19 protein-coding genes are annotated in these 21,818 nt (G+C 72.1%); 8 read left to right on the forward strand and 11 right to left on the reverse strand.

Translation table 11 applies throughout. The annotated features are described in order from the left end of the window. The 8 genes from GGE06_RS38300 to GGE06_RS38335 form a co-directional block, all read right to left on the reverse strand. The coding region (locus tag GGE06_RS38300; protein ID WP_221518992.1) for a GPR1/FUN34/YaaH family transporter at positions 1 to 404 on the reverse strand (404 nt) is incomplete at its 3' end. 13 nt (positions 405 to 417) lie between these two features. After that, positions 418 to 2,304 carry an amidohydrolase gene (locus tag GGE06_RS38305; protein WP_246533018.1) on the reverse strand — a complete coding sequence of 629 codons (1,887 nt, stop codon included), beginning with the start codon at positions 2,302 to 2,304 and terminating at the stop codon, positions 418 to 420. After that, positions 2,301 to 3,254 carry an alpha/beta hydrolase gene (locus tag GGE06_RS38310; protein WP_116157569.1) on the reverse strand — a complete coding sequence of 318 codons (954 nt, stop codon included), beginning with the start codon at positions 3,252 to 3,254 and terminating at the stop codon, positions 2,301 to 2,303. The genes GGE06_RS38305 and GGE06_RS38310 overlap by 4 nt, the downstream gene beginning before the upstream one ends. 46 nt (positions 3,255 to 3,300) lie before the next feature. Next, a complete protein-coding gene (locus GGE06_RS38315; protein ID WP_116157570.1) occupies positions 3,301 to 4,122 on the reverse strand; it encodes an alpha/beta fold hydrolase in 822 nt (273 codons plus the stop codon). 79 nt (positions 4,123 to 4,201) lie between these two features. Continuing rightward, entirely contained in the window at positions 4,202 to 5,626 is a 1,425-nt protein-coding gene (locus GGE06_RS38320; RefSeq protein ID WP_184932985.1) for a dihydrolipoyl dehydrogenase family protein, read from the reverse strand. Further along, complete coding sequence (locus tag GGE06_RS38325) at positions 5,626 to 6,204, reverse strand: Dps family protein (protein WP_116157572.1); 579 nt, start codon at positions 6,202 to 6,204, stop codon at positions 5,626 to 5,628. Before GGE06_RS38325 ends, GGE06_RS38320 begins: the two co-directional genes overlap by 1 nt. A 90-nt stretch (positions 6,205 to 6,294) precedes the next feature. Continuing rightward, complete coding sequence (locus tag GGE06_RS38330) at positions 6,295 to 6,804, reverse strand: DoxX family membrane protein (protein ID WP_116157573.1); 510 nt, start codon at positions 6,802 to 6,804, stop codon at positions 6,295 to 6,297. Positions 6,805 to 6,809: 5 nt separating this feature from the next. Next, positions 6,810 to 7,472, reverse strand: a complete 663-nt coding sequence (locus GGE06_RS38335; protein WP_116157574.1) for a hydrolase — start codon at positions 7,470 to 7,472, stop codon at positions 6,810 to 6,812. A 376-nt stretch (positions 7,473 to 7,848) separates the two neighbouring features. Here GGE06_RS38335 and GGE06_RS38340 point away from each other — a divergent pair, with 376 nt between their 5' ends. Next, on the forward strand, positions 7,849 to 8,934 hold the full coding sequence (locus GGE06_RS38340) for an aldose epimerase family protein (protein ID WP_184932986.1): 1,086 nt from the start codon (positions 7,849 to 7,851) through the stop codon (positions 8,932 to 8,934). A gap of 97 nt (positions 8,935 to 9,031) precedes the next feature. On the opposite strand, the gene xylB is transcribed toward GGE06_RS38340, so the two are convergent. Further along, positions 9,032 to 10,513, reverse strand: a complete 1,482-nt coding sequence (xylB, locus tag GGE06_RS38345; protein WP_184932987.1) for a xylulokinase — start codon at positions 10,511 to 10,513, stop codon at positions 9,032 to 9,034. A 177-nt stretch (positions 10,514 to 10,690) separates the two neighbouring features. On the opposite strand from xylB, the gene xylA reads away from it, so the two are divergent. Both xylA and GGE06_RS38355 read left to right on the forward strand, forming a co-directional pair. Beyond that, positions 10,691 to 11,860 carry a xylose isomerase gene (gene xylA, locus GGE06_RS38350; RefSeq protein ID WP_116157577.1) on the forward strand — a complete coding sequence of 390 codons (1,170 nt, stop codon included), beginning with the start codon at positions 10,691 to 10,693 and terminating at the stop codon, positions 11,858 to 11,860. Positions 11,861 to 11,941: 81 nt separating this feature from the next. Then, complete coding sequence (locus tag GGE06_RS38355) at positions 11,942 to 13,261, forward strand: ROK family transcriptional regulator (protein WP_220378521.1); 1,320 nt, start codon at positions 11,942 to 11,944, stop codon at positions 13,259 to 13,261. Here the strand turns inward: GGE06_RS38355 and GGE06_RS38360 are convergent. After that, positions 13,258 to 14,289: a LacI family DNA-binding transcriptional regulator gene (locus tag GGE06_RS38360; protein WP_116157578.1), complete on the reverse strand. Its 1,032-nt coding sequence runs from the start codon at positions 14,287 to 14,289 to the stop codon at positions 13,258 to 13,260. The two genes, GGE06_RS38355 and GGE06_RS38360, sit on opposite strands and share 4 nt — an antisense overlap. A 152-nt stretch (positions 14,290 to 14,441) precedes the next feature. On the opposite strand from GGE06_RS38360, the gene GGE06_RS38365 reads away from it, so the two are divergent. Genes GGE06_RS38365 through GGE06_RS38380 form a run of 4 tightly spaced genes read left to right on the forward strand, consistent with a single transcriptional unit; the run spans position 14,442 to position 19,908 of the window. Next, positions 14,442 to 15,749, forward strand: a complete 1,308-nt coding sequence (locus GGE06_RS38365) for an ABC transporter substrate-binding protein (protein WP_184932988.1) — start codon at positions 14,442 to 14,444, stop codon at positions 15,747 to 15,749. 18 nt (positions 15,750 to 15,767) lie between these two features. Continuing rightward, positions 15,768 to 16,715, forward strand: coding sequence for a carbohydrate ABC transporter permease (locus GGE06_RS38370; protein ID WP_116157580.1), 948 nt, complete (start codon positions 15,768 to 15,770; stop codon positions 16,713 to 16,715). Continuing rightward, positions 16,715 to 17,524 carry a carbohydrate ABC transporter permease gene (locus GGE06_RS38375; RefSeq protein ID WP_184932989.1) on the forward strand — a complete coding sequence of 270 codons (810 nt, stop codon included), beginning with the start codon at positions 16,715 to 16,717 and terminating at the stop codon, positions 17,522 to 17,524. The genes GGE06_RS38370 and GGE06_RS38375 overlap by 1 nt, the downstream gene beginning before the upstream one ends. Further along, entirely contained in the window at positions 17,521 to 19,908 is a 2,388-nt protein-coding gene (locus GGE06_RS38380; RefSeq protein ID WP_116157582.1) for a beta-xylosidase/alpha-l-arabinosidase, read from the forward strand. Before GGE06_RS38375 ends, GGE06_RS38380 begins: the two co-directional genes overlap by 4 nt. Positions 19,909 to 19,984: 76 nt before the next feature. On the opposite strand, the gene GGE06_RS38385 is transcribed toward GGE06_RS38380, so the two are convergent. After that, positions 19,985 to 20,986: a Gfo/Idh/MocA family protein gene (locus GGE06_RS38385; protein ID WP_116157583.1), complete on the reverse strand. Its 1,002-nt coding sequence runs from the start codon at positions 20,984 to 20,986 to the stop codon at positions 19,985 to 19,987. 290 nt (positions 20,987 to 21,276) lie between these two features. Between GGE06_RS38385 and GGE06_RS38390 the strand changes: the two genes are divergently transcribed. Further along, complete coding sequence (locus tag GGE06_RS38390; RefSeq protein WP_116157584.1) at positions 21,277 to 21,810, forward strand: EF-hand domain-containing protein; 534 nt, start codon at positions 21,277 to 21,279, stop codon at positions 21,808 to 21,810. Positions 21,811 to 21,818: the final 8 nt, after the last annotated feature.

Raw genomic sequence — 21,818 nt, forward strand, 5'->3', positions numbered from 1 at the left:
CAGAGGAGCGCCAGGTTGAAGACGCCGAGCACCTTCAGGCCGTCGGCGGCGCCGCTGAGCATGATGAGCGAGTAGGGCAGCCAGCTGCCGGCGAACACCGCCATCAGGGTCGCCGCGATCACGTCACGGGCACCGAAGGCCAGGAAGCTGACCAGGAGTTGGAGGACGAAGGCCGGCAGCACGGTGAAGGCGACGGCGGTCCGGGCCTCCTCGCCGAGGATCCCGAGCTGGAGGCAGCCCGTCATCACGGACGCGATGGCGATCGTGAAGAAGCCGAGCGGCATGGGTGAGGCGATGGGGCGCAGGTTGATCCGGGTCATCGACCGGAGGTCCGGCTCGAAACGGCGTCCGGGCGGGGTGTCCGGGGCGTCGTCTCCGTCGGCGGCCGGGGAGGCTGTACTCATCGTGGGGTCTCTTTCAGTGCTCGAAGCAGGGGTCGACGAACGACGGCTGTGTGTCGGGGAGGGAGCCGCGCGCGACGCGCCACCGGCGGTGCTGCTCGGACTCGGCGACGGCCTCGGCCACGAGCGAGGCCTGGCGGGCACCGCTCTGGTAGCCGCCGAAGTGGGCCACGGGGCTCCACTCGGGGCTCACCGGCGGGACGGCCTCGTCGAGACCCTCGTACTCCGCGGTCGCGTAGACGATGCGGCCGCCGACGACGGTGAGGACGGACTCGATGTCGGGGATGACGTCCTCGGGCACGGTGAGGTAGTCGTCGGACAGGATCGCGAGGTCGCCGTACGAGCCTTCTCGCAGGGTTCCCTTGACGTCCTGCTCGCCGGTGAGCTGCGCTCCGCCCCGGGTGTAGAGGCCGAGGGCGGTCTCGCGGTCGAGCAGGTTCCCCGCCGGATGGAGCGCGGTGCCGCCGACGGTGCGCCCGGTCACCAGCCAGTGCAGTGCGACCCAGGGGTTGTACGAGGAGACGCGGGTGGCGTCGGTTCCGGCGGCGACCGTCAGGCCGCGGTCGAGCATGGCCCGGACCGGTGGGGTGTGGGCGGCGGCCTCGGCGCCGTAGCGGTCGAGGAACGCGGCGCCCTGGAAGGACATCCGGTTCTGGACCGAGACGGCGCCGCCGAGGGCGGCGATCCGGTCGAGGCTGCCGGCCGAGACGGTCTCCGCGTGGTCGAAGAGCCAGCGGTTCCCGCCGGGGAACAGCCCCTCGGCCGCGAGCTTCTCGAAGACGGCCAGGTCGCGGCGGATCGTCTCGTCGTAGGTCGCGTGGAGCCGGAAGCCCCAGCCGTTCTCTAGCAGGAGCCGTACGGCGCTCTCGAACTCGGTCTCGTAGCCCGCGGCGAGCTCGGGCCGGGGCTCGGAGAAGTTCTCGAAGTCGGCTGCGGCCCAGGTGAGGTTCTCACCCGCTCCGTTCAGTCGGAGCCACTCGTCCCCGTCCCCGGGCTTGACCGTCTCGGTCCAGCGCTTCAGGTCGGCGAGTTCCTGCCCGGCCGTCTGCGGGAAGAGGTGGTAGGCGATCCGGAGGGTCAGCTCCCCCGACCCGGCGAGGTCGGTGACCGTCGCGTAGTTGTCGGGGAAGTTCTGGAAGCCGCCGGCGGCGTCGACCGCGGACGTCAGTCCGAAACGGTTCAGCTCGCGCAGGAAGTGACGCGTCGACGTGCGCTTGTCGGCCTCGTCGAGGGCGGGTGCCTTGGCCAGCGTCGAGTACAGGACGAGAGCGCTCGGCGCCGCGAGGAGGACGCCGTTGGGTTCGCCGTCCCGGCCCCGGACGATCTGCCCGCCCCGGGGGTCGGGGGTCTCCCGGGTGAACCCGGCGGCCTTGACCGCGGCCCGGTTCATCAGGGCCGACTGGTACAGGTGCAGGACGAACACCGGGGTGTCGGGGGCGGCGGCGTTCAGCTCGGCGACGGTCGGCATCCGGCGCTCGGCGAACTGCTCGGCGGTCCAGCCGCCGACCACCCGGATCCACTGCCCCTTGGGCGTGCGGCCTGCCTGCTCGCGCAGCATGGCCAGGGCCTGGCGGAGGCTGCGGACGCCGTCCCAGCGCAGCTCCAGGACGTAGTTCAGGCCGCCCCGGATGACGTGCAGGTGCGAGTCGTTCAGGCCGGGGATCACCCGTCGGCCCAGCGCGTCGACGACCCTGGTCCCCGGCCCGACGAGGTGGGCGAGGTCGTGGTCGTCGCCGAGGGCCGCGACCCGGCCGTCGCGGAGGGCGACGGCGCGGGCCTCGGGGCGGGAGGCGTCACCGGTGAACACCTTGGCGTTGCGGACGAGGAGGTCGGCGTGCGCCTGTTCCCGCCGCGGGGCGGGGACGAGGCCCGCGACCGGCATGCTCGTGGAGGGCCCGGTCATGCGAGGGCCTTGCGGAGGATGTCGGTGGCGACTCCGATGGCGAGCTCGGCGCCGTGCGTCTCGCGCAGGGCGTTCAGCATGACGAAGTCGTGGATGACGCCCTGGACGCGCAGGGCGGTGACGGGGACGCCCGCGGCCCGCAGCTTGGCCGCGTACGCCTCGCCCTCGTCGCGCAGGACGTCGGCCTCGGCGGTGATGACCAGGGCCGGCGGCAGGCCGGTGAGCTGCTCGGTGGAGGCGCGCAGCGGGGAGGCGGTGAGCTGGGCGCGCTCGGCCTCGTCGGTCGTGTACTGGTCCCAGAACCACTTCATGGCGTCGCGGCGCAGGAAGTAGCCCTCGGCGAACTGGTGGTAGGAGTCGGTGTCGAAGCTCGCGTCGGTGACCGGGTAGAAGAGGACCTGCTGGACGAGCGTGACGTCGCCGCGCTGCTTGGCCATGAGGGTGAGGGCGGCGCTCATGTTGCCGCCGACGGAGTCGCCGGCGACGGCGATCCGGGTGCCGTCGAGGTCCTTGTGGTGGCCCTCGCGGGCGACCCACTGGGCGACGCTGTAGTTCTGCTCGATGGCGACGGGGTAGCGGGCCTCGGGCGAGAGGTCGTACTCGGGGAAGACCACGGCCGCCCCGGTGCCGACGGCGAGTTCGCGAACGAGCCGGTCGTGGGTGTGGGCGTTGCCGAAGACCCAGCCGGCGCCGTGGATGTAGAGGACGACGGGGAGCGCGCCGGTGGCGCCGCGGGGGCGGACGATCCGGGCGCGGACGTCGCCGGTCGGGCCGCCGTGGACGGTGATCCACTCCTCGTCGACGTCGGGCAGGGCGACGCCCTCACCGCTCTGGACGTCGTCCACGGCCTTGCGGCCGTCGGCGACCGGGATCTCGTAGAGGAACGGCGGCTGGGCGGTGGCGTCGGCGAAGGCCTGGGCGGCGGGTTCGAGGACCGGACGGTTCTTCATCAGGGGTTCTCCTTCGGAGGTGTACGGGACGGGCGGGGTCGGAGCGTCAGCGGGTCGCCCGCGCGGCGGCGAGGATCACGTGGGTGACCACGGCCGGGCGGGAGACCGCCACTGCATGGGACGCGTCCACTTCGGTGATGTGCGAACCGGCACGCCGGGCCATCCACCGTTCGGCGGCGGGTGGGATGTTCTTGTCGGCGGTGGCGATCAGCGCCCAGGAAGGGATCGTCTTCCAGGCCGGCTCCCCGGCCTTCTCCTCCAGCGCGGCGGTGGCGACCGGGCGCTGGGTCGCGGCCATGACCGCCGCTTCGGCGGCGGGTACGTCGGCGGCGAACTGCCGGTGGAACTTGGCCCGTTCGATGACGAGTTCGGTGCCGGTGCCGCCGCCGGGCAGCGGGTACGACCGCGGGTTCACGGTGTCGCCGAGGGTGGAGCCCGGGAACTCGGCGGCGAGCTCGGCCGCGCTCTCGCCCTTGTCCGGGGTGAACGCGGCGATGTAGACGAGGGCCTTCACACGGCTGTTGCCCACCGCTGCGCCACTGATGACGGCGCCGCCGTAGGAGTGGCCGACCAGGACGACGGGTCCGTCGACGGCGGCCAGCACGCTGCGCAGGTAGGCGGTGTCCGCGGCGAGACCGCGCAGCGGGTTGGCGGGGGCCAGGACGGGGTAGCCGACGTGCTGCAGCCGCCGGATCGTGCCGCTCCAGCTGGAGGCGTCCGCGAACGCTCCGTGGACCAGGACGATCGTGGGTTTGGGGTCGTGCCGGTCGGTGCCGGCCGGGGCCGGGCGGCTCGCGGGGGCGGCGCCGATCAGGGCGGCCAGCGTCGCGGGCATGGCGAGGGCGAGGGTGCGCCTCGTGAGGTGCATGGGTGGGTGTTTCCTTGTCGGGTGGGGAAGCGTGGGGGTGTGCTCGGTCGAGCGGGGCTCGGGAGAGGGGGACCGGAGCTCAGAGGCCGTACGCCTCCAGGAGCCGGAGCCAGACCTCGCTCACCGTCGGGAAGGCGGGCACGGCGTGCCACAGGCGCTCCAGGGGGACCTCGCCCACGATGGCGACCGTGGCCGTGTGGATGAGCTCGGTCGCCATCGGGCCGGTGAGCGTGCAGCCGACGACGACCCCTCGGGTCTCGTCGACGACGAGCTTCGCGAAACCGCGGTAGTCGTCCGCGTGGAGCGCGGCACCGGCGACGTCGTCGATGCGGTACTCCACCGCGCGTACGGCGAGACCCGCTTCGCGTGCCGCGCGTTCCGTGAGGCCGACGCTCGCGACCTCGGGACGGGTGAAGACGGCCTGGGGGACGGCGAAACGGTCGGCTTCCGCACTCCACGCCTGCCGGCCTCCGGTGCCGGCCGGTCGGCCCGCGGCACGCTCGGCGATCGCGGCGGCGCAGGCACGTGCCTGGTACTTGGCCATGTGGGTCAGCGGCGCCCGGCGGTTGACGTCGCCGACGGCGTAGAGCCAGTCGCCCTCGACCGCGGTGACCCGACAGGTGTCGTCGACCGGAAGCCACTCGCCGACGGGCAGTCCGACGGTCTCCAGGCCGAGGTCGGCCGTGCGCGGGCGACGGCCCACGGCGGCAAGGACCTCGTCGCAGACGAGGGCGGTGCCGTCGTCGGTCTCCACCGTCACGGTGCGCGTGGTCTCGTCACGGGCGACCCGGACGGCCGACACCCCGAAGCGGATGGTGACGCCCAGATCCCCCAGCCCCCGGGTGACCTCTTCGCCGGCGCACGGCTCCCAGCCGGTGAGCAGGGCCTGGTCGCGGACGAGGAGCGTGACGGAGGCGCCGAGCGAGCGCCACGCGGTGGCCATCTCGCAGGCCACCGCTCCCCCGCCGATGACGACGAGCCGTGCGGGCACCGCGTCGGCGGTGGTGGCCTGCCGGTTGGTCCAGGCGCCGATCCGGTCGAGCCCTTCGACCGGTGGAAGCGCGGGCTCCGTACCGGTGCAGACCACGACCGCGCGCCGGGCCTCCAGGGTCCGGACCGTGCCGTCGGCCCCGGTCACCTCCACCCGGCGCTCACCGGCGAGCCGTCCGTGCCCCCGTACGAGCGCGATGCCCGCGCCGTCGAGCCAGTCGGCCTGGCCGGTGTCGTCACCGCGCCCGGTGAAGCGGTCCCGGCGGGCCAGCACCCGCGCCGGGTCGAGTGCCGCCGTGACCGCCTGCCGGGCCCCGTCGACTGAGCGGGCCTCCGCCCGTGCGGCGCCGGGACGCAGCAGGGCCTTGCTCGGCACACACGCACGGTAGGAGCACTCGCCGCCGACCGCCTCGGCCTCGACGACGACGGCGGTCAGCCCCGCCCCGACGGCCCGGCCGGCGACGACCTCGCCGGCCGGCCCGCCGCCGACCACGACGACGTCGTACGTGTCCATCAGCCGTGCACCAGCGGGGTGTCCACGAGGTGCTCGGCCAGGAACCACACCTGCGCCTCGCCGGTGCGGATGACGTCGGAGACGAGCAGGTCGGCGCTGCCCTCGTCGCCCTCCTGGGAGAGCCGGGCGGCGGCGTCCCGGGCGTCGATCAGGATCCGCTCGTGCGCGTCGAGGAGCCGCGACAGCATGACGGGCACCGGCTCGACGCCGTCCGGCGGACGGGGGATCGCCGTCAGCTCGGCGACGTGGCGCGGGTCCCCGACGGCGACGCCGCCGAGGCTCTGGACCCGCTCGGCCAGCGCGTCCACGATGGCCAGCTGGGCCTCCGCGTGCTTGTCCAGCATCAGGTGGAGCGAGTAGAAGGTCGCCCCCCGCATGAGCCAGTGGTGCTTCTTGTAGAGGGAGTGGAGGATCTGCGTGTCGGCGAGGACGCGGTTCAGCCGCTGGCAGGCGTACATGCGGGTGTCGTGGCCGAGGCCGATCGGCAGTTGCTTGAGCGTGCCGAACGCCTGGGTCTCGGCGCCCTTCTGGTGCAGCAGCGGCTGGCCGCCGCCGTGCGGGTTCGTGAGGGTGTCCATCGAGTGCTCCTGAGGGGGAAGGGGTGGGAAGGGCCCGGCCGCCCGGTCGGGGGTACACGAGCGACCGGACCCGGTCTGGGTGGCTCGCGCTCAGCGCTCGGCGATCGCCGGGGCGGCGGGGGTCCGGTGCAGGACGAGCCGGGTGAGGAGTCCGCTGCCGAGACCGGCCGCGAGCGCGAGGGCGGCCCACCACAGCGGGTACGGCGTGAGGCCGAGGACCGCGTCGAGGGACCAGGCGCCGGGCCCGGTGGCGGCGAGGGCGGCGGCGGTGCCGATGAGGACGAGCGGGTACTCGTAACCGTCGTTCTGCACCCAGAGCCCGTGACGCCACTTCACGGTGAGGGCGACGGTCATGACCCCGATGGCGCCGGTCGCGGCGAGCGGGGTCAGGAGGCCGGCGGCGAGCAGCAGGCCGGAGCCGATCTGGCCACCGCCCGCCGCCAGGGCGGTGAGGACACCGCCGCGGAAGCCGTCGCCACGGAACTCCTCGGTGCCGCCCTCGAGTCCCTTGCCGCCCAGGTGCCGGCTGACCTTCTGCACACCGTGGCCGGCGACGAGCAGTCCCACCAGCAGACGCAGGATCAGAATGCCGGTGTCCACGGGGATCAGCCGGCCGCGTGCGCGCCGATGACCGACTGCGCGTACACGACACCCAGGCCGTACGCGCCCGCGTGGGCCTTGACGATCTCCATGACGTCGCCGTACGTCTCCTGGCGCGCCCAGTCGCGCTGCAGCTCCAGGAGGACCTGGACCCAGGTCACCGGGACGGCGCCGGCGGCGATCATCCGCTGCAGCGCGTGCTCGTGGGCGGCCGGGCTGACGCCACCGGAGGCGTCGGTCACGACGTACACCTCGTAGCCCTGCTCGAGCGCGGAGAGCGCGGGCAGCACGAGGCAGACCTCGGTCCACAGACCCGACAGGATGATCTTCTTGCGACCGGTCGCCTTGACCGCCGCGACGAGCGCCTCGTCCTCCCAGGCGTTCATGGTGGTGCGGTCGATGATCTCGTTCTTCGGGAACACCTCGGCGAGCTGCGGCAGCAGGGGGCCGGAGAAGGACTCGGCGGCGACCGTGGTCAGGACGGCCGGAACGTCGAACGCCTTGGCCGCCTTGGCGAGACCCACGGTGCTGTTGATGATCGCGGCACGGTCACCGCTGCCGGTGCCGAAGAACATCTGCGGCTGGTGGTCCACGAAGAGCATGACCGAGTTGTCGGGCGTGAGCAGGTCCTTGCTCGGGGCGGCCTGCACCTTGTCGATGTCGAACATGAGGGGTCCTTTCGAAGCTGTCGGAAACGTGCCCACCGCCTCTGCGGCCCGGCACTTCTTCAAGCTACGAGCGATCCCACCGACCGCTTTGACCTCCCGCGCCCAGGCGTTGGCACGACAGCGCACAGCCTGCTCCCGCGGTCGTCCGTCCTGGGCGGCAGGTCAGCACGACCAGAACGGGGACGACTCTTTCGCACGCCCGTCCTGGACCGGGAAGGTGCGCGCCACCTGCCCGAAACTCTTTCGTAAACTACTGCGAATATATGATTGACCAGAGTCGTGCACCGGTTCCAGAATCGCTCGGAGCCGCCAGAACCCGGTCTTCCCGCTCGGCGGTCGGAAGGCCGCCGCGCGCCACCTTCCCCGAGGCACGAACATGACGACACACACCGATCCCCAGACGAGTCCCCCCGTCTCCGAACCGTTCGCCCGGCTCGACGACGGCTCCGAGGTGCGGCGCTGGCACCTGCGGAACGGCGGCACGCGCCTCTCCGTGCTGAGCTACGGAGGCATCGTGCAGTCCCTGGAGCTCCCGGACCGGCACGGGCGCCACGCCAACGTGGCCCTCGGCTTCGACGGCCTGGACGGCTACCTCGCCTCCGAGGGATTCCTCGGCGCGCTCGTGGGCCGTTACGGCAATCGCATCGCCCACGGCCGGTTCGAGCTCGACGGCACCCGCCACTTCCTGTCACTCGCCGACGGCGCCCACACCCTCCACGGGGGCGCGCAGGGCTTCGACCGGCGCAACTGGCAGGTGCACGGGTTCGCCCGGGGCGGCGACGTCGGCCTCGTCCTCACCCTGACCAGCCCCGACGGGGACATGGGCTTTCCCGGAACACTCCGCGTGCGCGTCGTGTACACCCTCACCCCGCGCGGCGACTGGCGCATCGACTACGAGGCCGTCACCGACCGGCCCACGGTCGTGAACCTCACCAGTCACGTGTACTGGAACCTGGCCGGGGAGTCCGCGGGTTCCGCCCTCGACCACGAGCTGTCGATCGCCGCGTCCCGGATGACACCCGTCACCACCGGCCTGATACCGACGGGGCGACTGGCCCCGGTGACCCGTACCCCCTTCGACTTCCGCGTGCCCCGACCGGTCGGGGCACGGATCTCTGCCGATGATCCCCAGCTCCGGCACGCCGGCGGGTACGACCACAACTGGGTCCTCGACAAGGGCCTCACCGCCGCTCCCCTCCCCGTGGCCACGCTCAGGGACCCCCGCTCGGGGCGCACGCTGCGGATCGCGACGACGGAGCCCGGCATCCAGTTCTACTCGGGCAACTCGCTCCCCGGCACCCTGGTCGGCAGCGGCGGTCGCACCTACGGGCCGGGCGACGGTCTGTGCCTGGAGACCCAGCACTACCCCGACTCGCCGAACCGGCCGGGCTTTCCCAGCACGGTACTGCGCCCCGGTGAGACCTATCGGTCCTCGACCGTGCATTCCTTCAGCGCCGCCTGAGACAGGATCGACGAACGCCCGGCCGGATCACCCCGGCCGGGCGACGACGACTCGGCACCGTATTCCTTCACACTCGACCGCCGTCCACCGACCACCCTCAGGAGCGGTCGGCAAGCAGTCCCGAAGCCCGGCCCAAGGTGGACTCCATCCGGTCCCAGGCGGCGATGTCCCGCTCCAGTGGGGGCAGTTCGGCCCCCTGGCCGGCACCCCACCCGATGGCCACCCTCACCGGGTCGTCGCCCGAGGCGGCTCCCGCGGCGAGCGCCGCGGCGCCGGTGGCGACCAGCTCCTCGCCTGCGGGCAGCACGACCGGCCGCCCGGACAGCCTGCGGATCGTCTCGATCCAGACCCGCCCCTTGGCTCCGCCTCCGATCAGCCGCAGCGGCCGCTCCCGTACGGCCGTGTCCCGGGGGTCGAGTCCGGCCGCGGTGAACAGCTCGTCGAGCGCCCGGAGCAGGGTGAAGGCCGCCCCCTCGTACGCGGCTCCGAGGAGCTGCTGCGGGGAGGTCGCGTGGCGCAGACCGGTGATGAGGCCGGCGGCGTGGGGCAGGTCCGGCGAGCGCTCGCCGTCCAGGTAGGGCAGCATCACCGTCTCGCCGCCGGGGAGGGCGTCGTCGCGGTCGAGCCGGAGGAGCGCGGCGACCTTGTCGACGGCGAGGGTGCAGTTCATGGTGCAGCCGAGCGGCAGGTACGTGTTGTCGGCGGCGGCGAATCCGGCGATCCCGGGGGCGGCGGGGCGAACCCGGGTGGAGGCGAAGGCCGTTCCGGAGGTCCCGAGGCTGATGACGGGGTGGTCGAGGAGCCCGGCGGCGCCAAGGCCCAGACCGACGGCCGCCGCCATGTTGTCCCCGGTGCCGGCGGCGACGGCGATACCGGGGCGCAGCCCGAGGAAGGCGGCCGCCGCCGTGGTCAGCGACCCGACGCGGGAGGCCCCGTTCCGGGCGACGGTGGGCAGGAGGTCGGCGTCGAGGCCGACGAGGTCGAGCAGTTCGGGGTCGTAGCCGCCGGTCCGGGTGGAGTACCAGCACGTTCCCGACGCGTCGCCGGGATCGGTCGCGGCGACGCCCGCCAGGCGTTCGGTGAGGAAGTCGTGCGGCAGCCGCACGGCGGCCGTCCGGGCGGCGACGGCCGGTTCGTTCTCGCGCAACCACTGCCACTTGGTGGCCGTCATCGACGCCACCGGCACGGAACCGGCGCGCGCGAGCCACTCCGCCGGGCCGCCGAGCGCGTCCGTCAACGCGGCGGCCTGGGGCGCGGACCGCGTGTCGTTCCAGAGCAGGGCCGGGCGCAGGGGGCGGCCCGCGCCGTCGAGGACCACGAGGCCGTGCTGCTGCCCGGCGACCGCGATGCCCACGACCGCGTCCGGTGTCACCGCGGCGGCTCGGAGCGCCTCGCCCGTCGACGCGCGCAGCGCGTCCCACCACGCCTCCGGATCCGTCTCGCGAGCGCCCTGCTCACCCGTGACGACGTGTCCCGCCCGCCCGCTCCCGAGGACGACGCCGGTCCCGGCGTCCACCACGAGGACCTTCGTCGACTGCGTGGAGCTGTCCACGCCGATCACCACAGGGGACGCAGCCACTGCGCACCTCCAGAGTTCTGTCTAGTCATCTAACAAACTCGCGCAGTGTATGTCCGCATGCCGGCCCCATCAATACCCGTCTTTCACACACCGGAGCCTCCTTCTGGGGGCTTGCCGGGGCCATGGGGCCTGAGCTATTAGTTTTGAGGCACAACAAATACGCCCCAAGGAGCACCCATGCCCGAGCGTTTCTCCCCCCGCCCCGAGGACCGGTTCACCTTCGGCCTCTGGACCGTCGGCTGGCAGGGCCGCGACCCCTTCGGCGACGCGACCCGCCCCGCCCTCGACCCGGTCGAATCGGTCGAGCGGCTCGCCGCCCTCGGCGCGTACGGCGTGACCTTCCACGACGACGACCTGATCCCCTTCGGCGCGCCGGAGGCCGAGCGCGACACGATCGTGAAGCGCTTCCGGGCGGCGCTCGACCGCACCGGGCTCGCGGTGCCGATGGCGACCACCAACCTCTTCACGCACCCGGTCTTCAAGGACGGCGCGTTCACGGCGAACGACCGCGACGTCCGCCGCTACGCGCTGCGCAAGACCCTCCGCAACATCGACCTCGCCGTCGAGCTCGGCGCCACCACCTACGTCGCCTGGGGCGGCCGCGAGGGCGCCGAGTCCGGCGCCGCGAAGGACGTCCAGGTGGCCCTCGACCGGATGAAGGAGGCCTTCGACCTGCTGGGCGAGTACGTCACCGAGCAGGGCTACGACCTGCGCTTCGCCATCGAGCCGAAGCCGAACGAGCCGCGCGGCGACATCCTGCTCCCCACCATCGGACACGCGCTCGCGTTCATCGAGCGCCTGGAGCGCCCCGAGCTGGTGGGCGTGAACCCGGAGACCGGCCACGAGCAGATGGCGGGCCTCAACTTCCCGCACGGCATCGCGCAGGCCCTGTGGGCGGGCAAGCTCTTCCACATCGACCTGAACGGACAGTCCGGCATCAAGTACGACCAGGACTTCCGCTTCGGCGCCGGCGACCTGCGCCAGGCCTTCTGGCTGGTCGACCTCCTGGAGACGGCCGGCTACACCGGTCCGCGCCACTTCGACTTCAAGCCGGTGCGCACCGACGGCTTCGACGGGGTGTGGGAGTCCGCGAAGAACTGCATGCGGAACTACCTGATCCTCAAGGAGCGCGCGGCGGCCTTCCGCGCCGACCCGGAGGTCCAGGCGGCCCTGACGGCCTCCCGCCTCGACGAGCTCGCCGTCCCCACGGCCGCCGACGGCCTCACCGCGCTGCTCGCCGACCCCACCGCGTACGAGACCTTCGACGTGGACACGGTCGCCGCCCGCTCGATGGCCTTCGAGCGGCTCGACCAGCTCGCCCTGGACCACCTGCTCGGCGTGCGTTGAGCAAGCGGGAGAATCGGTACGAGGCCGGTCGACGTGCCGCCCGGCCTCCGCGCCCCGCTCTTTCAGCCCCAGGGAGACTCCGTGCCCACCAGCGCCGACAAGCCGGCCACCGTCCAGGCGACGCCCATGGACCAGGTGGCGGTACGGCGTGCCAATCTCGCCCTGGTCCTGGCCGAGGTCCGCACGGCAGGCCCCGCCTCGCGGGCCGATGTGGCCCGTCGCACCGGCCTGACCCGGCCCACCGTCTCCAGCCTGGTCGGGGAGCTCCTCGACCGCGGCCTGGTGCGCGAGGCCGATCTGCGGCAGGACGGCTCGGTGGGGCGCCCCGCACGCCGTCTTGAGCTCGACGGACGTACGGTGGCGGCGCTCGGCCTGGAGATCAACTCGCGCTATCTCGCGGCCTGTTCCGTGGACCTGGCGGGACGGACCATCCAGGAACGCCGTCTCGTCCACGACGCGACCGAGGAGGGGGCCGATGCCACCGTCCGCGCGCTCGCGGTGCTGACCAGGGAACTCCTGGACCACGCGACCCGCTCGGGTGCGCGGGTCGCGGGCGTCGGGATCGCCGTGCCCGGCCCGGTGGCGGTGGCCACCGGGCGGGTGTACGCGGCCCCCAACCTGGGCTGGAAGGACGTCCCGGTCGCCGAGCGGCTGAGGGAGGCGGCCGGCCTGCCCGGGGAGACGAGCGTGGTGGTCGACAACGAGGCCAACCTCGCCGCGCTCGCCGAATGGGAGACCGCGCACCCCGGGGTGACGGACCTGATGTACGTCACCGGAGAAGCGGGCCTGGGCGCCGGCATCGTCGCCGGCGGGCAGTTGCTCCAGGGCGCCTCGGGTTTCAGCGGCGAACTCGGGCACATCCAGATCGACCCGGACGGGGACGTCTGCGCCTGCGGCCGGACCGGCTGTCTGGAGACGAAGGTCTCGCTTCCGGCGGCGCTCAGGACGGCCGCGCCCGATCTGCTGCTCGCGGAGGGAAGCGGACCCCGTGCTCCGTGGGGCCCGCAGGAGCAGGCCGCCGAACTGCTGCGCCGTGCCGCCGCCGGGGACCCACGCACGTTGAGCGGTCTGGACGAGATCGGCCGGTGGCTCGGTACCGGTCTGTCCGTCCCGGTGAATCTGCTCAACCCTCGCGTGGTCGTCCTGGGCGGCTACTTCGCGGCGGTGGCACCGTACCTGCTGCCGGCGGCGATGCGGGAGATGCGCGCCCGGATCGTGGCCGGCGACGAGGCGCTGTGCCGAGTCACCGGCTCCCTGCTCGGCTTCGGCGCCGCGGTCCGCGGCGCCGCCGGAGTCATCGTGAAGGAGGTGTTCGCCGACCCCGGACGGGCCGACTCAGGACGTGCCGACTCGGGACGGACCGACTCGGGACGGACCGACTCGGGACGGACCGTCCGCTAGCGGACGGCGGTCTCGGTCGCCGGTGGCGCCGTGCTGTTCCTGACCACGAGACTGGTCGCGAGCTCCAGGCGGGTCACCGACGGCTCCCCGGCGCGCAGCCGGAGCAGCATCTGGACCGCCTCCTCGCCCATCGCGCGCAGCGGCTGGTGCACCGTCGTGAGGGCGGGGCTCGACCAGCGGGCGATCATCACGTCGTCGTACCCGACGACGGAGAGGTCCTCGGGCACGCGCAGCCCGCAGACCCGGGCCGCCTCCAGGACGCCGAGCGCCTGGAGATCACTGCCCGCGAAGATCGCGGTGGGCCGGTCCGGTGACTGGAGGAGGTCCATGGCGTGCCGGAGACCGCCTTCGACGTGGAAGTCGCCGAAGCGGACGAGGGAGGTGTCGGGGACGATGCCGGCCATGTTCAGGGCGGAGCGGTAGCCGTCGAGGCGCGCCAGGGAGCACAGCATGTCCTCGGGGCCGGTGATGATGCCGATGCGCCGGTGGCCGAGATCGACGAGGTGCCGGGTGGCGGCGACGCCGCCGGACCAGTTCGCGGAGCCCACGGACGGCACGTCGGGTTCGGGGTCGCCCGCGGGATCGACGATGACGAAGGGGATCGACCGGGCGCCGAGCTGTTGCTTGACGGCGTCCGGGAGGGAGGAGAAGACCAGGACCACACCGATCGGCCTGCGCTGGAGCACGCCCTCGATCCAGTCGGCCGCGGGCGCGTGCCGGGTGCCGCTCTCGGTCAGCACCACGCTCGCCTGGTGCGCCTTGGCGAGGTTCTCCACGCCCCGGATCAGCTCCATCGACCACACGCTGTCCAGCTCGTGGAAGACGAGCTCGATCAGCGGCGCCTCGCCCGCCGCCCGGGTGGTCCGCCGGTAGGAGTGCGCTTCGAGGAGGCGCTCCACCTTGCCGCGGGTGACCTGCGACACGTCCTGCCTGCCGTTGAGGACTTTCGAAACTGTCGAAAGTGACACGCCGGCCTTCTCGGCGACCTCGGCCAGGGTGATCCGTCGCATGTCCTCGTCATCTCGCATCCCAAGAGGGTAAGGCACTTCTCCCCCACCCCACCGGCGTCACGCTTCGATAACGCACCCCCAGAGGGTTGACCGGTCCACCACCCCAACCTTAGCGTCCCGACACATGAAGTTTCGGAAACATGACCGAAACTCTTTCGAAAGGTAAGGCGATGAAGCGACCCGCACAGCTCCTCAGAACCGCTGTCGTCGGTGGAGCGTCGCTGGCCATGGCCCTGTCCCTGGCGGCCTGCGGCGGCTCCGCCGCCTCGTCCGACGGCGGCTCGGACACGATCCACGTCCTGGTGTACGGCGACGCGACGAACAAGGTGGAGAAGCAGCTCGTCGACACCTTCAACAAGACCTCGAAGGTCAAGGCCGTCCTCGACACCATCCCGGGCGCCGACTACCAGTCCAAGCTGCAGACGGTGATCAGCGGCAAGCAGGCCCCGGACCTGTTCTTCAACTGGGGCGGCGGCAGCATCAAGCCGTACGTCGACGCCGGCCTGCTGATGCCGCTCGACGACTTCATCGCCAAGAACCCGGACCTCAAGTCCAACTTCCTGCCGTCCGTCTTCAACACCGCCGTCGTCGACGGCAAGCCGTACGGCGTCCCCATGCGCGGCACCCAGCCCGTCCTGCTCTTCAGCAACAAGAAGGCGCTCCAGAAGGCGGGCGTCACCGCCCCGCGCACCTGGGCCGAGCTCCTGACCACCGTCAAGACCCTCAAGGCCAAGGGCGTCACCCCGATCGCCCTGGGCGGCGGCGACAAGTGGCCCACCCAGATGTGGTTCCAGTACATCTACGACCGGGTGGCCGGCCCCGAGCTCTTCCAGAAGGCCGTCGACGGCGACAAGCAGGTCTGGGCGAGCGAGGACAGCAAGAAGGCGCTCGGCATGCTCAAGGAGCTGATCGACGCCGGCGCCTTCGGCACCAACTACGACTCGGTGAAGTTCACCGACGGCGGTTCCCCCGCCCTCCTCGCCACCGGCAAGGCCGCCTTCGAGCTCATGGGCTCCTGGGAGTACTCCACCCTCCAGGACGCCTACCCGGACTTCGTGAAGAGCGACCTGGGCTACGGCACCTTCCCGACCGTCGAGGGCGGCAAGGGCGACCCGGACAACCTCGCCGGCAACACCAACAACTTCTACTCGGTCCTGAAGTCCACCGAGCACCCCGAGGCCGTGGCCGAGTTCCTGAAGCTCATGTACTCCGACCAGTTCGTCAAGGACCAGCTCTCCATCGGCAACCTGCCGACCACCACCAACACCCCGAAGTTCCTGGACGGCTCGGCCAACCCCGCCTACTCGACGTTCCAGTACGACCTGGTGAAGAAGGCCCCCGCGTTCCAGCTCTCCTGGGACCAGGCCTTCCCGCCGGCCGCCACGACCACGCTGCACCAGGCCATCCAGCAGTTCTTCAACGGACAGATGGGGACCGACGCCTTCATCGCCGCCATGCAGAACCTGCCCGCGGCCTGACCACCGGACATACCTGACATGACCACTGCCACAGCCCCCGCCGTGGACAGCGTCGAGAAGCCCGGAGCCCGGGAGCGCGCGAAGCGCCCCGGCACCGGTGTGGGCCGCCCGGGCTTCGCCTGGGCGGCGCCCGCCGCCGTCTTCTTCGGCCTGTTCGCCCTCGTCCCGCTCGCCCTGGTCGTCGTGCTCTCCTTCACCCGCTGGAACGGACTCGGCTCCCCCGAGTTCGCCGGCCTGGAGAACTGGAGCAAGCTGCTCGACGACCCCGTGATGGTGAAGAGCCTCTGGCTGAGCCTGCTCCTCACCGTCCTCGGCGTCCTCGTCCAGACCCCGATCAGCATCCTGCTCGGCGTCTGGGCTGCCGGCCACCAGCGCAACCGGGCCGTCCTCTCGGCGATCTACTTCGTCCCGCTGCTGCTGTCCATCACCGCGGTGTCCGTCCTGTGGCGCGCCGTGCTCGACCCCAACTTCGGCGTCCCCTCCCAGGCGAAGTGGCTGTTCGGCGACGGCAACCTCTTCGGCGTGCAGGCCAGCGCCCTCGGTGTGCTCGTCTTCGTCAGCACCTGGCAGTTCACGCCACTGCACACACTGCTCTACCAGGGCGCGGCCAGGGCGATCCCGCAGGTGCTCTACCAGGCCGCGCAGATCGACGGGGCCGGCCGGTACCGGCAGTTCTTCCACATCACCCTGCCGCAGCTGCGCAACACGATCATCACCTCGACGATCCTGATGGTGGTCGGCGGACTCACGACCTTCGACACCGTCCTCATCCTGACCCAGGGCGGACCGGGCACCGACACCACGAACAGCGCGTACTACATGTACCAAAAGGCCTTCAAGAGCTTCGACTTCGGCATGGCCTCCGCGATCGCGCTGCTCCTCGTCCTGGTCGCCAGTCTCGTCTCCCTCGTCATGGTCCGCCTGAGCGGCTACGACAAGATGCGCAGCACCATGGAGGGCGTGTGATGCGGAAGCGCCCCCACTACCTGGCCGGATTCGGCTCGCTCGTCTGGCTGTTCGTCGTCGGCCTGCCGCTGTACGTGATGCTCGTCGCCACCTTCCAGTCCCGCGCGGACTACGCGGCGAACGGCCCGCTCGGCCTCCCGAAGAAGCTCACGTTCGACAACTACCTCAACGACGGCTTCGCGCAGTACTTCCTCAACACCGTGATCGTCACCGTCTCCGTGGTGGCCATCATCCTGCTGCTCGTGCCGCCGCTCGCGTACGCCATCGTCCGCAGCGACGGCAAGGCCACCGGCCGGGTCTTCCGGCTGTTCCTGCTCGGCCTGGCCATCCCCTCCCAGGCCGTCATCGTGCCGATGTTCTACCTGATCAACGAGGCCGGCCTCTACGACAACCTGATCGGCGTCATCCTGCCGACGGCGGCGTTCGCCATGCCGGTCTGCGTCCTGATCCTCACCGGCGTCATGCGGGACATCACCCCCGAGCTGTACGAGGCGATGACGGTCGACGGGGCGGCCCCCTGGCGGATCTTCCGCCAGCTGGTGCTGCCGCTGTCCAAGGGCGGCCTGTCGACGGTGATCGTGTTCTCCTCGCTCCAGGCGTGGAACGGCTTCCTGTTCCCTCTCGTGCTCACCCAGTCCGCGGAGAACAAGGTCATCACCATGGGCCTGTACGACTTCCAGACCGAGCACGGCGTCGACATCCCGGGCCTGCTCGCGGCCGTCGTCCTCTCCATGCTCCCCATTCTGCTCGTCTATCTGTTCGCCCGTCGTGCCCTGATCCAGGGGCTGATGGGAGTCGGAGGAAAGTGACCGACAACGTGGCAACAGAGCCTCAGCCCCCGCTCCCGGCCTGGAACGACCCCTCGCTCGGCACCCCGGAGCGCGTCGACGCCCTGATCCGGGCGATGACGCTCAAGGAGAAGGTCGCCCAGCTCTTCGGCGTCTGGGTCGGAGCGTCCGACGAGGGGGCCGAAGTCGCCCCGCACCAGCACGACATGGAGGAGACCGTCGACCTGGACGCCCTCCTGCCCGACGGTCTCGGCCAGCTCACCCGCCCCTTCGGCACCGTCCCCGTCGACCCCGCCGTCGGCGCGCTGTCCCTCCTGCGGACCCAGCGGCGGATCGCCGCCGCCAACCGGTTCGGCATCCCCGCCGTGGCGCACGAGGAGTGCCTCGCCGGCTTCGCCGCGTGGGGCGCCACCGCCTACCCGGTCCCGCTGTCCTGGGGCGCGACCTTCGACCCGGAGCTGATCCGGGAGATGGCCGCGGTCATCGGCGGGGACATGCGCGCCGTGGGCGTGCACCAGGGTCTCGCCCCCGTCCTCGACGTCGTGCGCGACGCCCGGTGGGGGCGCGTCGAGGAGACCATCGGCGAGGACCCGTACCTCGTCGGCACCCTCGCCACCGCGTACGTGCGGGGCCTGGAGTCCGCGGGGATCGTCGCCACCCTCAAGCACTTCGCCGGCTACTCCGCCTCCCGCGCGGGGCGCAACCTGGCGCCGGTCGGCATGGGCCGCCGGGAGCTCGCGGACGTGATCCTGCCGCCGTTCGAGATGGCGGTCCGGGAGAGCGGGGTCCGGTCGGTGATGCACGCCTACACCGACACCGACGGCGTCCCCTCCGCCGCCGACGACGAGCTGCTCACCGGCCTGCTCCGGGACACCTGGGGCTTCACCGGCACCGTCGTCGCCGACTACTTCGGCATCGCCTTCCTCAAGACCCTGCACGGTGTGGCCGGCACCTTCGGCGAGGCGGCCGCGGCGGCGCTCGCCGCCGGTGTCGACGTCGAGCTGCCCACCGTCAAGACCTTCGGCGGCCCGCTCCTCGACGCCGTCGAGAAGGGCGAGCTGACCGAGGACCTCGTGGACCGCGCGGTACGGCGGGTGCTCACCCAGAAGGTCGAGCTCGGCCTCCTGGACCCCGACTGGACCCCGGTCCCCGCCGCGCTCCGAGGCGTCGACACCACGGCGGACCCCGAGACGCTCCGTGGCGCGATCGTTCTCGACCCGGCCGCGAACCGGGAGCTGGCCGGCAGGGTCGCCGAGCGTGCCGTGGTCCTGCTCCGCAACGACGGCACCCTTCCGCTGGGCGCCGGCACCCCCCGTCGGATCGCGCTGATCGGCCCCAATGCCGACACCCCGAAGGCCGTCCTCGGCTGCTACTCCTTCCCCGTCCACGTCGGCGGGCAGCACCCGGACGTCCCCCTCGGCATCGACCTGCCGACCCTCCGCGACGCGCTCCTGGCCGAATTCCCGTCCGCCGAGCTGGTGTCGGCCCCCGGCTGCGGCGTGGACGACCCCGACACCTCGGGCTTCGCCGAGGCCGTGGCCCTCGCCCGCGGCGCCGACCTGGTGATCGCGGCGCTCGGCGACCGCGCCGGGCTCTTCGGCCGCGGCACCAGCGGCGAGGGCTGCGACGCGGAGTCCCTCGCCCTCCCCGGCGTACAGCAGCAGCTCCTCGACGCCCTGCTCGACACCGGCACACCGGTCGTGACCACCCTGCTCGCCGGACGGCCGTACGCGCTCGGCCGGGCGACCGGCGAAAGCGCCGCGATCGTCCAGGCGTTCTTCCCGGGCGAGGCCGGCACCGCCGCCGTCGCGGCGGTCCTGAGCGGGCGGACGAACCCGAGCGGCCGACTGCCCGTCAGCGTGCCGCGGCACCACGGCGCCCAGCCGTCCACCTATCTGGCCGCCCGCCTGGGCCACGCCAGCGAGGTCTCCGACATCGACCCGAGCCCGGCCTACGGCTTCGGCCACGGACTCACGTACACCACGTTCGAGTGGACCGACCTCGCCGTCGGGAACGAGACCGCGGCCACGGACGGCGCGTTCGAACTCGCCCTCACCGTACGCAACACCGGCCCCCGCGCCGGCACGGAACTCGTCCAGCTGTACCTGCACGACCCGGTGGCCTCCGTGGTCCAGCCCGTCCAGCGTCTCATCGGCTACCGCCGGCTCGAGCTCGCCCCGGGCGAGAGCCGCCGCGTCCACGTCACGGTCCCCGCCGACCTGGCCTCCTTCACCGGCCGCGACGGCACCCGCCGCGTCGAACCCGGCGCCCTGGAGCTCGCGTTCGGCGCGTCGAGCACCGACCACCGGCTCACGGCCCGTGTCACCCTGACCGGCCCGGTCCGGACCCTGGACCACACACGACGCCTGCACGCGACGTTCGAGGCCGGCTCACCGGCCGCCTGAACAAACCCCCTGAACACCCCCTGAACGACAGCTCTGTCCGGCCCCTCGTGGCCGGACAGAGCTGTTCCGCGAGGTCTCACACCCGCGCGGCCACGGCCTCCTGCGGATAGCGGACGCCGACGCGGTCCCGCACGGCGTCGAGCGTCCGCATCACCGCGAGCGTGCCGTCCAGCGGGACCAGCGGGGACTCCGTCTCACCGGCCCGCAGGCAGCGCATCACCTCGGCGGCCTCGTGCCGCATCGAGTGCGGGTGGTCCGTGTTCACGAACTCCTCCGGCTCGGCGCCGTCCCTCACCAGCGTGAACCGCTCCGGGAAGAAGAAGCCGCGCGGCACGTCGATCCGGCCCTTCGTGCCCGTCACCGAGGCGGTGAGCGGGGTGTCCGCCTCCAGCGAGCAGGACAGCAGCGCCGAGGCGCCCGAGTCCCAGCCCAGCAGCATGCCGGTGTTGAGGTCGACGCCCTCGGGGGAGATCCGCGCGTGCGCCTGCACCGAGTCCGGTTCGCCGAGCAGCAGGTGTGCGAGCGACACCGGGTACACGCCCACGTCGAGCAGGGCGCCGCCGCCGACCGCGGGGTCCCGCAGCCGGTGTTCCGGAGGGAAGGGCCCGGCCAGACCGAAGTCCGCCTGCACGGTCCGTACGTCTCCGATCGCCCCGTCCCCGACCAGCTCCGCGAGCCGCCGGATCAGCGGATTGCAGTACATCCACATGGCCTCCATCAGGAAGAGACCACGCTCCCGGGCGAGCCCGACCAGCTCCTGCGCCTCCCGGACGTTCAGCGTGAACGCCTTCTCGCAGAGGACCGCCTTCCCCGCCTCCAGGGCCCGCCCGGCCGCCTCCCGGTGGGCATGGTGCGGCGTCGCCACGTACACCACGTCCACGTCCGGGTCGGCGAAGAGCCCGTCCCACTCCCCGTACGCCCGGGGAATCCCGAACCGCTCCGCGAAGCCCCGCGCCGGCGCCTCGCTCCGGGACGCCACCGCCACCACCTCGGCACCGTCCAGATCCGTGAGATCCGTCGCGAACCGCTCGGCTATGCCGCCGGTCGCGAGAATCCCCCACCGCACCGCTTCGTTCATGTCCGTCCACCCTGAAGGTCCGGTTCCGCCCCGCCGCGTGGAGAGCATAGACAAACTTTCAACGAATTGGGGAGGGGGATGCCAACGGGGAGGGGATACCGGAGAGCAACACCCGTTGCGCGCCTGTGCGACCGCGCCCGCTGCGGGCCGCCCGGACTGATTGTCGGCGAACTCATTCCTTCCGGTAACGGCGGCCGCCTCACCGTCACGGCTTTCTCCCCAGCGCGTTACGTAGAAGCACTCATTGAGCCAGGCCCTGACCGACGGGCCGTACGAGACAGGTGACGGACATGCGCACTGAGGCCGCCAAGCGGGTCGAGCTGGTCTTCTCCCTCTTCGACGCCAACGGCAACGGAGTCCTCGACTCCGGCGACTTCGACCTCATGACGGGGCGCGTTCTGGAGGCGGCGGTCGCCTCGGACGCCGGTGCCAAGGAGGCCATCCGGGCCGCGTTCCGCCGCTACTGGACGACGCTGGCCACCGAGCTGGACGCCAACGGCGACGGGGTGATCACCATGGACGAGTTCCGCCCCTTCGTGCTCGACCCCGAGCGTTTCGGCCCCACGATCAGCGAGTTCGCCACGGCGCTCTCCGCACTCGGCGACCCGGACGGGGACGGCCTGATCGAGCGCCCGCTCTTCCTGTCGCTGATGACGGCTATCGGCTTCGAGGAGGCCAACATCCACGCGCTCTTCGACGCCTTCGGCCCGGACTCCGAGGACCGCATCACCGTCTCCGCGTGGGCCGTCGGCATCGAGGAGTACTACGCACCGGACCTGGCCGGGATTCCCGGCGACCGGCTGGTCGGCGCCCCGGCCGTCTGACCCGGTCC

Origin of the sequence: Streptomyces nymphaeiformis, assembly GCF_014203895.1 — a bacterium.
Lineage (GTDB): Bacteria > Actinomycetota > Actinomycetes > Streptomycetales > Streptomycetaceae > Streptomyces > Streptomyces nymphaeiformis.

Bases quoted from the DNA above. Each gene is read 5' to 3' on its own strand.
- GGE06_RS38365 (WP_184932988.1), top strand. From the start codon at position 14,442: ATGAAGCGACCCGCACAGCTCCTCAGAACCGCTGTCGTCGGTGGAGCG.
- GGE06_RS38305 (WP_246533018.1), bottom strand. From the start codon at position 2,304: ATGACCGGGCCCTCCACGAGCATGCCGGTCGCGGGCCTCGTCCCCGCC.
- GGE06_RS38370 (WP_116157580.1), top strand. From the start codon at position 15,768: ATGACCACTGCCACAGCCCCCGCCGTGGACAGCGTCGAGAAGCCCGGA.
- xylA (WP_116157577.1), top strand. From the start codon at position 10,691: ATGCCCGAGCGTTTCTCCCCCCGCCCCGAGGACCGGTTCACCTTCGGC.
- GGE06_RS38320 (WP_184932985.1), bottom strand. From the start codon at position 5,626: ATGGACACGTACGACGTCGTCGTGGTCGGCGGCGGGCCGGCCGGCGAG.
- GGE06_RS38315 (WP_116157570.1), bottom strand. From the start codon at position 4,122: ATGCACCTCACGAGGCGCACCCTCGCCCTCGCCATGCCCGCGACGCTG.
- GGE06_RS38335 (WP_116157574.1), bottom strand. From the start codon at position 7,472: ATGTTCGACATCGACAAGGTGCAGGCCGCCCCGAGCAAGGACCTGCTC.
- GGE06_RS38360 (WP_116157578.1), bottom strand. From the start codon at position 14,289: ATGCGAGATGACGAGGACATGCGACGGATCACCCTGGCCGAGGTCGCC.
- GGE06_RS38340 (WP_184932986.1), top strand. From the start codon at position 7,849: ATGACGACACACACCGATCCCCAGACGAGTCCCCCCGTCTCCGAACCG.
- GGE06_RS38310 (WP_116157569.1), bottom strand. From the start codon at position 3,254: ATGAAGAACCGTCCGGTCCTCGAACCCGCCGCCCAGGCCTTCGCCGAC.
- GGE06_RS38385 (WP_116157583.1), bottom strand. From the start codon at position 20,986: ATGAACGAAGCGGTGCGGTGGGGGATTCTCGCGACCGGCGGCATAGCC.
- GGE06_RS38375 (WP_184932989.1), top strand. From the start codon at position 16,715: ATGCGGAAGCGCCCCCACTACCTGGCCGGATTCGGCTCGCTCGTCTGG.
- GGE06_RS38390 (WP_116157584.1), top strand. From the start codon at position 21,277: ATGCGCACTGAGGCCGCCAAGCGGGTCGAGCTGGTCTTCTCCCTCTTC.
- GGE06_RS38325 (WP_116157572.1), bottom strand. From the start codon at position 6,204: ATGGACACCCTCACGAACCCGCACGGCGGCGGCCAGCCGCTGCTGCAC.